Origin of the sequence: Paenibacillus durus ATCC 35681 (genome assembly GCF_000993825.1) — a bacterium.
GTDB lineage: Bacteria > Bacillota > Bacilli > Paenibacillales > Paenibacillaceae > Paenibacillus_AQ > Paenibacillus_AQ durus_B.
Map to the genome: position 1 here is coordinate 4,430,953 of NZ_CP011114.1, position 11,584 is coordinate 4,442,536.

The following is an 11,584-nucleotide window of genomic DNA, read 5'->3' on the forward strand; positions in this document are numbered from 1 at the left end:
TCATGCTGACCGGACTTCTGTGTCTGATTCTGACTCTCGGAGTTTATCTGATCTCCAAACGGATTTACGCGGCCAAGACAAAAATGTACTTGTCACCGCTGATCATTACGCCGCTGCTAATTATCAGCTTCCTGCTGATGACGGGCGTATCCTTTGATTCCTACAATGCGGGAGGCAAATGGCTTACCGACCTGCTTCAGCCTGCAACAATTGCCTTTGCCATCCCTTTGCATAAGAACTTCAAGGTGCTCAAAAAGCATGCCGCCGAGATTGCGGCAGGCGTGCTGTCAGGTACGGTAATGGCGGTTATATCCTCCGTTCTCCTGGCCAATTGGCTGCATCTCAGCAGCAATCTGGCAACAAGCCTGGTGCCCCGGTCGGTAACTACACCGATTGCCATGAATATCTCGCAGAGCATTGGGGGCATACCAAGCATTACGGCGGTATTCGTCATTATGACCGGCATACTTGGCACGCTGATGGGACCGACGGTCCTTCGCCTCTTCCGCATTGATAATGAAGTTGCGCGCGGAGTATCGCTGGGAACCGCCGCGCACGGTATGGGCACTTCCAAAGCCTTTGAGCTGAGTTCGCTGACCGGAACCATTTCCAGTATCGCGATGATCCTGACCGCGCTGTTTACGCTCAGCGTAACGCCTGCTCTACTCGCGGTCTTCCTCCGCTAGGCCGCCCCGGCTTGGGCCGCAGACACCCGCTTCGAGCTATAGCTCCCGAGCGAGTGTCTTTTTTTATTCAAGCACCCGGTAGTCTCTCCACTCCTCCGGCAGCAGCCATAAATACGGGGGCTGCAAAAAGCGGTCATCTGCCAGCAAAATCACGCCGGTATCGCTTTCACTGCGAATGAGGCGCCCTCCCGCCTGCAGCACCTTGCACATTCCCGGATACACGTAGGCGTAATCAAATCCGTTCTTGCCCTGGGCGCTGAAGTATTCCCTTAGCAGGTTGCGCTCCAGCCCAAGCTGGGGCAGGCCGACGCCGACAACCATCACCCCGCCTAGCCGGTCTCCCGGCAAATCGACCCCCTCCGAGAAAATCCCGCCCAGCACGGCAAATCCAAGCAGCGTCTCCTCGTTGCCAGGGCGAAAAGCTCCAAGAAACCTCTCCCGTTCCTCTTCACTCATTCCGCTGCCCTGCACCAGCGTTCGGACCTCGGGCAATGCGGCGGCAAAAGCATCGTATACTTTCTGCAAATACTGGTACGACGGAAAAAAGACGAGATAGTTCCCTTTGCGGGCAACCATCGCCGCAAGCGCCTCCGAGAGCGGCCCAAGCGAGCCATCCCGGTCGCGAAACCGCGTCGACACCGGCAGGATGCCGACCTCCCACTGCTCCTTACGGAAGGGAGAAGGAATCGTGAGGCTGTAATCGTCCTCGCCCGCGCCGAGCATTTCCCGGTAATAATGGAGAGGTGACAGTGTCGCCGAGAAGAAAATCCGGCTGCGAAAACCCTTGGAGGACTGGGTCAATAAATGCGACGGGTCCAGATTGAACAGCTTCAGGAAGACGTCTCCTTTTTCCGTTTCCGCATAAGTGATGTAGCGCTCGTCATACATCTTGCAAGCGCGCAGCATCGCCTGGGCGTCATAATAGGCGTCAAGCAGCCCGTCCTCCTGCTCCTCTTCCGGGAGCAGCGCCGGAGCAGGGCCGAGCAGTTCACGCTCCGCCTCCTGCACGAACGCTTCCAGCAGGCCTGGCAGCTCCCCGGGATATAGGCTCCATTTGCCCGAGCCAGCCGGTTCGCACTCTTTGCGCAGAGCAATGAACAAGGCGTTCACGTTCCCCGCCGCGGCGCTGAGCGCGCGGTTCGGTTCCTTATAACGGCGCTTCAGCGCAAGGAACGGCGCTTTGCGCAGGCCCGCCGAGAACATCTCTCGGCCCCGGTCAACCAGATTATGGGCTTCGTCGACCAGCAGTGCCGTATCCTTCTTCCGTTCTTCCGGGAGCCGCTTGAGGCCGATACGCGGATCGAAAATATAATTGTAATCGCAAATGACGGCGTCGCCTGCATACGCCGCGTCCAGCGACAGCTCGAACGGGCATACCGAATGCTTGCGGGCGTATTGTTCCAGAACATGGCGGTCCATCAGCGTTTCGCTGCCGAGCATATCCATCAGCGCTCCGTTGATCCGGTCATAATACCCGTCTGCAAACGGGCAATAGTCCGGCCCGCAGAGCCCCTCTTCGCGGAGACAGGCCTTTTCTTTGGCCGTAATCGTGACCACATGCAGATGAAGGCCGCAGGAGGCCATCAAGGCAAAGGCATCCTGCGCGGCTATCCGCGTGATGGTCTTGGCTGTTAAGTAGAACAGGCCGCGAAGCAGGCCCTCTCCCATCGCCTTGACCGCCGGAAATAGGACGGACATCGTCTTTCCGATGCCCGTCGGCGCCTGAGCGAACAGGTTCACACCGTCCGCGACGGACTTATAGACAGCGCCGGCCAAACGCCGCTGCCCTTCCCGATAGGCCGGGAACGGAAACTCCAGCCTGCGGATGCTTTCGGTCCTGCGCTCCCCATGCTGAAGCAGCAGGGCCGCATAGGGGGCGTACGCCGCCGCCGTAGCACCCGCAAAGGCCGCCGCCTCTGCGGCGGACACGAGCCGCTCGAAGCTCCGCTGCTGCCCCGCCCTGCTGTGCACATAGGTAAGCCTGACCGTGATATCTGAAAGATCCTGTTCCAAAATAATCATATGCGCATACATTAAAGCCTGGGCCCAGTGCACCTCACGGCCTTCCTCCGGCAGCTCGGGCGCTCCGGTCGACTTGATCTCCTCGACGGTAAAGCTCCCGTCCGCAGACAGCAGCAGTCCGTCGCAGCGCCCGAAGACGGCGATAATCAGTTCATCGCAGGGAATTTCCGCGCTGAGGTACACTTCCTTACGGTCGTCCTCTTTATACTGCTGCTGGATCTGCTGGTGTATGCGCGTTCCCTCTGCAAGAGAAGCGGAGCTGCGGAAGCCCGATTCAAGGCTGCCGCTGCGGTACACATACTCCACAAGCGTTCTTACTGAAATCGTTACGACGGAAGTCAAGGCGAGTCCCTCCTTTCCACAACTTTCCGGCTGTTTCTTACTGCGATTTTCTCCGATTTTGGCGTTTCTCTTCTTCTGCGGCTCCATTTCTCGCCGAAAAAGCGAATAGCGCCGCCAAGCATACCGCTTTACACTTTTAACGCATTATTTCTAGTTTTGACATTCCATTTACATAACGGCATAATAAATTTTGTTACGATGGTAGCATCCAGAAAGAAGGCGGTGCCGTGTCATTTATTAACGTTAGACGGTGGTTGACCAAACCTTTTATCTTCTTCACCATCATGCTTATTCTTAAGAGCTATTTGGCCTGGGCGGTGATCTTCGGTAATCTGCTGCCGTGGAAGTCGCTGCTGACAGAGATTCCCTTTGCCTGGGCGTTATTCTGCATTATCGAGCGTTTCGCGTCAAAGCGCAAGCTCGGCTATTATATGACGGTTAACCTGCTGGTAACGGGGATTTTTTTCGCGGCTATTATGTATTTCAAATATTATGGCGTCATCGTAACCTATCATGCGGCTGAACAGGTCAATCAGGTGGCTGCCGTCAGCGACAGCGTATTTTCACTGATGGACCCTTATTTTCTGCTTATTTTCGCTGATGTGATCGTGCTGGGATATTATTTTCTTTTTAACCGGAACGGCCGGATTTACAAAAAAGAGCAAATTAACCGGGGACGCGGCAGCCGGAAATTCTCGGCTCTGTTCGCCGCGTCGCTGGCGCTGTGTCTGTTCAATGTGCTGCCGAACAAAGCCAGCATGAACGAAATCAAGAAAGCGCAGGAGATGGGCATCCTCAATTATGAGGCCTATACCCTCTTCGCTCAAGAAAAAATCGACCTGGTGAAAGCCAGCGACATCACACAGAAATCCATCGATTCGGCCAAGGGAATCAGCGCTCCCGCAAATCCGAAACTTCAGGGAGCGGCCAAGGGCAAGAACCTGATTATCCTGCAGATGGAATCGCTGCAGAACTTTCTGATTGGCCTTAAGATCGACGGCAAAGAGATCACGCCGAATATAAATGCCGTGATGAAGCAAAGCCTGTATTTCCCGAACTTCTATCAAATGGTTGGCCAGGGTAACACCTCGGATGCGGAGTTCGTCGTCAATACGTCTTTTTACATCCCTCCCCGGGGCGCGGCCACCCAAATGTACGTCGACAAGGTGCTGCCGAGCCTGCCGCGTCTAATGGAGAAGAACGGCTACCAGACGGCCACCTTCCATACAAATGATGTTGAGTTCTGGAACCGGGGGGAGCTGTACAGTTCGCTCGGCTGGGGCAAATATTACGATCACAAGTTCTTTGGCGACGAGGACGTCTTCTTCTTCGGGGCTTCCGATGAGGTGCTGTACCGCAAAACGACAGCCAAGCTGAAGGAAATGAGCGCAAGCGGTCAGCCGTTCTATGCCCAGATCATTTCCATGTCGTCGCATCATCCGTTTACGATTCCCGAGGAAAAATACAAGATGAAGCTGCCGGAGCGTTATGAAGGCACCTTTGTCGGCGACTATATTCGGGCGCAGAACTACGCCGACTACGCTTTTGGCCAGTTGGTCCAGGAGCTTAAAGAGACCGGACTTTGGGACAACAGCTTGATTATAATCTATGGCGATCACATGGGCCTGCCGATATACTCTCTTGATCATGACGACAAAGAGCTGATGACCGAGATTTACGGCCATGAATACGGATATGCGAATATGACCAATATTCCGCTGATCATTCACGGCGCGGGCAGCGCGCAGCCGCAGACTCTGGAGCAGGTAGGCGGAGAGATTGACATTTTGCCGACCGCCGCCAATCTGCTGGGCATTTCTCTGAAGGATCATCTGCATTTCGGCCAGGATATCATTAATCAGAACTATAACCTTCTGCCCGAGCGTTATTATTTGCCTACAGGCTCGTTCATTGCAAGCTCCGGATTGCTTATTCCCGGCAATAGCTTCGAGGACAACACCCAGTATCCAATCGCGCTCAGCAGCAAGCGGCCCGCAGCCACGGAGGATGAATACAACCGGGCGCTCCGGCTGCTGCAGCTCTCCGACAGCTATGTGTCTCAGCTGCCCGAGAAGAAAGCCGAATAGGCTGCGCCCCTTATCAGCGGCTGCGCTTTTTGCACAGCCGTGCTGCGTAAGAAGCCGCCATTCAGAGATAAGCGTTAGTCCCGCATCGACGCCAAAAACCATGCTCTCTTACAGGGCATGGTTTTTGGCCGTCTATGGAAACCACGGTTTCTTTCCGGCTTCTAGAAAGGCCAACGTGCTTAACGCTCCTGCCTTTCCAGCATATCGTAATATTCGGCGAAACTCGCAAGCTCCTCAGGCGTCAGAATCGACAGATACTGATCCAGCGAGATCAGGGAGCGGCGCTGCCCTTCAGTCCGAATCTCCTCTCCCTTTTCCGTGAGCGTTACCACTACGGCTCTACGGTCATGCTCGTCCGGTTCCCGGCTGATCAGGCCTACCCCTTCCATACGGTCAAGCATGACCGTAACCGCACTGGATTTTACTTCCATCCGTTCAGCAAGCCGTACCACCCGCGCCCTTCCCTCGTTGGCTATCATATTCAGCAAAATGAACTGGGGAAACGTCAGTCCAAGCTCCGCTTGCAGGCCGATCCCCGAGATTATTTTTCGCTGCACCCTCCACATGGACAATCCGATTTGCTCAACAAGCGGATCAATCTGTCGCGACATTTACATTTCAGCTCCCGTTTCATTGTTATAGTTCCAGCGTATCATTTTGCCCTGGTCCCATACAAGATTCCATCTTATTAATTCCACTTATTAACGCGCGAATACGCTAGAAACGCATGATCCCCCTGGGGAGATTGCTTTAATTGAGTCTGCACAAAAATCTTGGCATACCCCAATGTAACGGTGTAGCGTTATTTAGGTAACACTTTTCAAGCTTTTTGTGCGTACAAAGAATTGGAGAATATCTTGTATTGGTCTTGTGAGGGTTATACTTAATTGGATTCAGCCGCCCGATTCATTCGGCACTGGGTGGGGCATTTCAAAAATGCAAAAAGAAAAACCACATGGAGTTGTTACACTCGCATGTGGCTTAGAACTGACTTAGGAATAACTTCTATTCGTTATTATTTTTAAATCAAACAGTATACTATGTTTTGATAACTGGACTAATACATACTCTCTACAACTTTATTTTGTACACTTAACAAAAGTCGACGTTGTCCAAACTCCTCTTTAATCTTCTACTATCCTTGCATGGTACCAGTGAGCTGATATCTTCTTTAACTTAAAGTGCCTTTTTGTATCCGGGGTATTTACATATTTAGGTTTATGACCGTCTCTTCTGTTTACCAATGAATATAGACCATTTTCGATTTTAAATTCTACTTGGTCTTTATAAACTCTAATTACGGATAAATATGCCATATCGCCCTGATGAAAAGCATTTGCATTTATTTTCTCCAGAGATTTTTTCTCTCTTTGGCTCATCGTTACTTCAACCATATCTTCAGTCTTGAAATTTTCATAACTTAAATGAACTGTTCCATCAGAATTCTCACTTACGAGTATATAAGAGTCCTTCATTTGTCCTTTGCTAAACTCACGATAAGCCAAGTCCGCTATAGTCTGGAAATCGCTTTTATAGGTATCAAAATCTCTTACTTTGTACTCCCAAATAGATTCGTACCACATAATAGTCCCTGGTAAAAAATTATAAATCCCTAATAACACACTAAATAAAATGATGGCTATCAATACCGATTTAATTAACGATTTAATTGTTTTTGTTTTTGTTAATTTCATTCAATCAATCCTTTCTTAATAGTTTCTGGGAATATGCTGTTACAGCTTTTTATGAGAGCATTATACTGGACAGCGCAACTCTTTAAAGAAAAAAGAAACCACATGAAGTTAACGAACTCGCATGTGGTTTAGTTGTTTATATGATTTAATCAAAATATCTACCGAACAGTTCATCCGTATAGGTTTCAATTTGACCGGCGAGCATAAAAATTGGCTCTGGGTAATCCGTAAACTTGGCCTCTGCATGAATTTGACCATACAAGTAAAATATTAAAGCCACGAATCTTTTATTTACTGTCTCTTGATCTTGTAAAAAATCCCTTACTTGTTTCAACAGGACAAACAATGCCTTAAATGCCTCATCATCAATGGCCTTTTTGCCAAATGAATCTACACCACGCAATGTGCTTGTAATTTTTTCTATTAAGTCTTCGGCTTCTCGGTTAATTTGATCCCATTTTTCTCTCATAATAGGCCTCCATATCATTTAGGGAACGTGAACATAACACCTAATATTGCACTTTGAGAAATCTTATTATGGACCCGTACCTCTCCATCTTTCTTTGCCCATTTATAAATTGATGGCTGTAGGAGAAATTAGACTTAGCTTTAAATACTTCGCTTTCATTTTGTCAATTTCTTCTTACAACTCACCTGCATGATGAGCTTCAAATAATGCACCTATAATAACACCAAAGAAAATAACTGGGAGGGCTCTCCCTTTCTTCGCTCCTCTAATAGTACCCTTTCTTCCACCCTCAAGGACTTTAAGACCTTCTCTTCCGAGTTCTTCCCAGTCAAATTAGGTGCTGCTTCATGTCCACTCGGATCGGTAAAAACAACGGATTACTCCTTACATACGTATACAAATTCAGCGTAGGCGGAGCCTCGATCTCGACTTCATACGTATCCTCCGATATAAACCGGGCCGGGCGCGGGTCGTAGTAGCGGGCTTGTAGGTGGTAGTAGTACTGCGTCTTCCGATCCCAGTAATAGGCGGCATAGCCGTATGGGTTTTTCTTCACCAGCTCCGTTGTGATGTCCTCGGTTGGCTCTGCTTCCTCCGTTACGAGGTCGGTGATTCCTGCAGAGGTGTCCGTGACCGTTTGTTCCACCGCTGCCGCATCGCCGGTTACGGTCTGTTCCTCGCTTGGCTTGCTCTTGGCCTTGCCATTGGCGTTGCCGTTGCCGTTGCCGGGATGGTAGTCCTATAAATAATAAACCCGATAATATGTTATGTGCACATGAAACTTGTTTTTTTCACATTGGCTAGCCCCCAATAAAAAATAAACCTTGAAAGGCACGAAGCCAATCAAGGTTTAAGTCTTCTAAGAAATGCCTAGTTCTGTTCTAACTCTCTGTAGTAAAAACTCACCAAAGTCACTTGCTACTATTTCATATATTTGGTTTTCTGGTTCAACTCCTATTGAATAGCTTACAATAGGTACTTCTTTAAATTTGTCTGTTTTTTCAATATTTAAACAGAACATTTCCTCACCACCTGTATGATAGATTATCACCAAGTTACACGGCAAGTTCACCTCTTCTCTTTGTTTTAAGGTAAACCATACTGCATCTGGAATTCCAGAATGTTCAAAGTCATCTTTAATAACTCCATAGACTTCTTCAGCACCAAAATTCCCTGCTCCATAATCGAGCAAAAAGTTCCTATACAGAGGTGGAAAAACTAGACCAAGCTTCTTCTCCGCTTTCCCAATTAATTCCTCAGTGGAATTTCCAATAAAATCCCCTAAACCAGGGTGTTGTTCTATTAAATCTACAGCATTTTTATAATCTTGAACGCTCATGTTAATCCTCCATCACTTAAAATCGGTTGCTCTCTTTTTCCAGTATCCTTGCTTCCATTGGTTAAATTCACTTCTGTTGATCCCCGACGGGACTGTGTTCGGGTTAATGTGAATTACTTTACTATTTTGCTGATGGAATGATTGAGTTACCTCTGCTATTGAACTTTCATTCCTCTGGGTCATGTGATGTAGACCGGGTCGGGCGCGGGTCGTAGTAGCGGGCTTGCAGGTAATAATACTGTGTCTTCCGATCACAGTAATAGGCGGCATAGCGGTATGGATTTTCCTTTACCAGCTCCGTTGTGATATCCTCGGTTGGCTCCGCTTCCTCCGTCACAAGTCGGTGATTCCTGCAGAGGTGTCGGTAACCGTTTCTTCAGCCGCTGCCGAATCGCCGATTACGGTCTGTTCCTCGCTTGGCTTGCCTTGCCATTACCTTTGCCATTGGCGTTGCCGTTGCCGGGATGGTAGTCCGGCTCGGTGTTGCCGCTCTCGTCTTCCGGTCCCTGTAAGGAGCCCGGGCTACCGTTGCCGCTTCCGAGATCTCCCCAGCCAATACCTTCACGCACACGCTCGCCAAAAAGGAAAACCTTGAAAGGCACGAAGCCAGTCAAGGTTAACCATTTAATAACTATCCTCAAAAAGACAATTGAATATTGTAACATCTTCCTCTTTTAATTCTAATGAAACATTCGGTACTACAATATTTAGAATAGTTTCATCTAGATTTTTAATTCCGTTTTCATTTAGTATTTCTAAAATTCTTTTACCGTTTCGCTCCGTTTCTTTATTAAGTGGGGAATATGCTTCATATAATTGGACCGCCCCATCAATGTAATTGTACCTAACATATTTAATCACTGAATACGGAGCAATTACTGAAATTAAGACCATAACTCCCGTTATCTCATTCTTTTCCTTGAGATAATCGTTAAATTCATTACTACCAAACCTAAAATTTAGACTCAGCGATGATTGAATGAAATAAGAAAAGCATGTTGAATAACTAAAGTCGGTCAGATTGTCGACGAAAATTTGTTCTAACTCATTATTGATTTTACTGTCCCAATATTGCTTATCAATATATTTAGCTAAAATATATTGAAAGTCACCTTTCCCATACAATCTTTCAATTGTATTCAACAATTCATCTTTCATATATAACCTCCATTATGGTACAGGATAACCGTGAATATTGCCTTTTGAATCAATATGAACTTTTACTCTTGTTTCACCATTAGGTCCAACAGGTTTACCAAAATCATAAACTCTAACACTACCATCAGGTTTGACAGGAGTTCCATTCACCCATGCTTCTTGGGTTAATTGTACCCCATTTTGTCCCTCAGGCCATTGTGTTTTAGTTGAAACATTATTACCATGACCTGGAACGTGCTTGCCCTGTTTTCCTGCATCTACTTTAGGTGCTCCTGGCACTCCTGCGTCTACCGTTCCTTGGCTTGGTAACTTACCCGAATAACCTGGAGCTTTACCCGTCCCCTTAGGAACACTCCTAATATTCCTTACTTCTGATTGCAATGCCTTAACATCATTTGAACTGTCAAGGCTTTGCCTAACTGTCTTGGGTAGTGGTGTCGTTTCCGTAACTCTTTCAGTTCTTGATACCTTTAAGACTGTGGGAGCTTCAGATATTTTTGGGGAACTTGAAAATATTCTCAAATCCAATGTAATTAGCAGTCCTGACATATATTGATCAAACTCCGCCATTTCATAATCATTCTGATATTGAAAGGCATCCATCAATATTTGTTTAGCCCAGCCCGCATTACCCACCGTATTGTCTGCTGGATTGTAACTGGTCATTGTCGCCATATTAAAAAGATATTTAAAAGTATTATTCCTATTTTTTTAGTTGCGATGTCTTTGACACTATATCTACCGGGGTAGATATTCGTAAAGTTGCGATTGATTTCAAAAATCTGTTGAAAACGGAGATAACAAAAACAGGTCAATCATGGTGGTATCTGACCATAATCGACCCGTTCAATGTAACGGTGTAGCGTTATTTAGGTAACACTTTTCAAGCTTTTTGTGCGTACAAAGAAATTGGAGAATATCTTGTACTGGTCTTGTGAGGGTTATATTTAATTGGATTCAGCCGCCCGATTCATTCGGCACTGGGTGGGGCATTTCAAAAATGCAAAAAGAAAAACCACATGGAGTTGTTACACTCGCATGTGGCTTAGAACTGACTTAGGAATAACTTCTATTCGTTATTATTTTTAAATCAAACAGTATACTATGTTTTGATAACTGGACTAATACATACTCTCTACAACTTTATTTTGCACACTTAACAAAAGTCGACGTTGTCCAAACTCTTCTTTAATCTTCTACGGGCCATGCATGATACCAGTGATCTGATATCTTCTTTAACTTAAAGTGCCTTTTTGTATCTGGGGTATTTACATATTTAGGTTTATGTCCATCTCTACTGTATACCAATGAATATCGACCATTTGCGATTTCAAATTCTACCTGGTTTTCATAAACTCTAATTAAATATAAATATTCCATATCACCATGATGAAAAGCTTTTGCCTCAATTTTCTCCAGAGATTTTTTCTCTTTTTGGCTCATCGTTACTTCAACGAAATCTTCAGTGTTGACATTTTCATATTTTAAATTGACTGTTCCATCAGGATTCTCATGTACATTTATATAATCGTCCTTCATTTGTCCTTTGCTAAACTCACGATAAGCCAAGTCCGCTATAGTCTGGAAATCGCTTTTATAGGTATCAAAATCTCTTACTTTGTACTCCCAAGTTGACCACAGGAGAGTCCCTAGTAAAAAATTACAACCCCCTAATAATACACTAAATGAAATGATGGCTATCAATACCGATTTAATTAACGATTTAATTTTTTTGTTTTTGTTAATTTCATTCATTCAATCAATCCTTTCTTAATAGTTTCTGGGAA

The 11,584-nt window shown here is 46.7% G+C and carries 14 protein-coding genes; 2 read left to right on the forward strand and 12 right to left on the reverse strand.

Annotation, left to right across the window (positions count from 1 at the left end):
* Positions 1 to 2 precede the first annotated feature (2 nt).
* Positions 3 to 686: a CidB/LrgB family autolysis modulator gene (locus tag VK70_RS20725; RefSeq protein WP_411431683.1), complete on the forward strand. Its 684-nt coding sequence runs from the start codon at positions 3 to 5 to the stop codon at positions 684 to 686.
* Between the two features lie 63 nt (positions 687 to 749).
* Here VK70_RS20725 and VK70_RS20730 read toward each other — a convergent pair whose 3' ends face one another.
* Complete coding sequence (locus VK70_RS20730; protein WP_025697426.1) at positions 750 to 3,050, reverse strand: ATP-dependent DNA helicase; 2,301 nt, start codon at positions 3,048 to 3,050, stop codon at positions 750 to 752.
* A 284-nt stretch (positions 3,051 to 3,334) separates the two neighbouring features.
* On the opposite strand from VK70_RS20730, the gene VK70_RS20735 reads away from it, so the two are divergent.
* Positions 3,335 to 5,137 carry an LTA synthase family protein gene (locus tag VK70_RS20735; protein ID WP_046724458.1) on the forward strand — a complete coding sequence of 601 codons (1,803 nt, stop codon included), beginning with the start codon at positions 3,335 to 3,337 and terminating at the stop codon, positions 5,135 to 5,137.
* 179 nt (positions 5,138 to 5,316) lie between these two features.
* Here VK70_RS20735 and VK70_RS20740 read toward each other — a convergent pair whose 3' ends face one another.
* The 11 genes from VK70_RS20740 to VK70_RS20775 all read right to left on the reverse strand — a co-directional run bounded on the left by VK70_RS20740 (position 5,317) and on the right by VK70_RS20775 (position 11,552).
* Complete coding sequence (locus tag VK70_RS20740; protein WP_025697430.1) at positions 5,317 to 5,748, reverse strand: MarR family winged helix-turn-helix transcriptional regulator; 432 nt, start codon at positions 5,746 to 5,748, stop codon at positions 5,317 to 5,319.
* Between the two features lie 513 nt (positions 5,749 to 6,261).
* Positions 6,262 to 6,831 carry a hypothetical protein gene (locus VK70_RS20745; RefSeq protein WP_046723693.1) on the reverse strand — a complete coding sequence of 190 codons (570 nt, stop codon included), beginning with the start codon at positions 6,829 to 6,831 and terminating at the stop codon, positions 6,262 to 6,264.
* Between the two features lie 145 nt (positions 6,832 to 6,976).
* The gene (locus VK70_RS20750) at positions 6,977 to 7,300 is read right to left on the reverse strand and encodes a hypothetical protein (RefSeq protein ID WP_025699223.1); all 324 of its coding nucleotides are present in this window, start codon (positions 7,298 to 7,300) and stop codon (positions 6,977 to 6,979) included.
* A gap of 328 nt (positions 7,301 to 7,628) precedes the next feature.
* Positions 7,629 to 7,946, reverse strand: coding sequence for an RHS repeat-associated core domain-containing protein (locus tag VK70_RS20755; RefSeq protein WP_046723694.1), 318 nt, complete (start codon positions 7,944 to 7,946; stop codon positions 7,629 to 7,631).
* Between the two features lie 213 nt (positions 7,947 to 8,159).
* Positions 8,160 to 8,639, reverse strand: a complete 480-nt coding sequence (locus VK70_RS20760) for an SMI1/KNR4 family protein (RefSeq protein WP_025695057.1) — start codon at positions 8,637 to 8,639, stop codon at positions 8,160 to 8,162.
* A 12-nt stretch (positions 8,640 to 8,651) separates the two neighbouring features.
* Positions 8,652 to 8,822: an HNH/ENDO VII family nuclease gene (locus VK70_RS29595; protein WP_211245155.1), complete on the reverse strand. Its 171-nt coding sequence runs from the start codon at positions 8,820 to 8,822 to the stop codon at positions 8,652 to 8,654.
* Positions 8,806 to 8,976 (reverse strand): RHS repeat-associated core domain-containing protein, encoded by a 171-nt coding sequence (locus tag VK70_RS29040; protein ID WP_233277720.1) that lies wholly within the window; start codon positions 8,974 to 8,976, stop codon positions 8,806 to 8,808. Before VK70_RS29040 ends, VK70_RS29595 begins: the two co-directional genes overlap by 17 nt.
* A gap of 39 nt (positions 8,977 to 9,015) precedes the next feature.
* Positions 9,016 to 9,204, reverse strand: a complete 189-nt coding sequence (locus VK70_RS20765; protein WP_158454083.1) for a hypothetical protein — start codon at positions 9,202 to 9,204, stop codon at positions 9,016 to 9,018.
* A 59-nt stretch (positions 9,205 to 9,263) separates the two neighbouring features.
* Positions 9,264 to 9,797, reverse strand: coding sequence for a hypothetical protein (locus tag VK70_RS20770; RefSeq protein ID WP_025700670.1), 534 nt, complete (start codon positions 9,795 to 9,797; stop codon positions 9,264 to 9,266).
* A gap of 12 nt (positions 9,798 to 9,809) precedes the next feature.
* Positions 9,810 to 10,433, reverse strand: coding sequence for a hypothetical protein (locus VK70_RS27425; RefSeq protein WP_155986988.1), 624 nt, complete (start codon positions 10,431 to 10,433; stop codon positions 9,810 to 9,812).
* 552 nt (positions 10,434 to 10,985) lie between these two features.
* Entirely contained in the window at positions 10,986 to 11,552 is a 567-nt protein-coding gene (locus tag VK70_RS20775; protein WP_046723707.1) for a hypothetical protein, read from the reverse strand.
* Positions 11,553 to 11,584 lie beyond the last annotated feature (32 nt).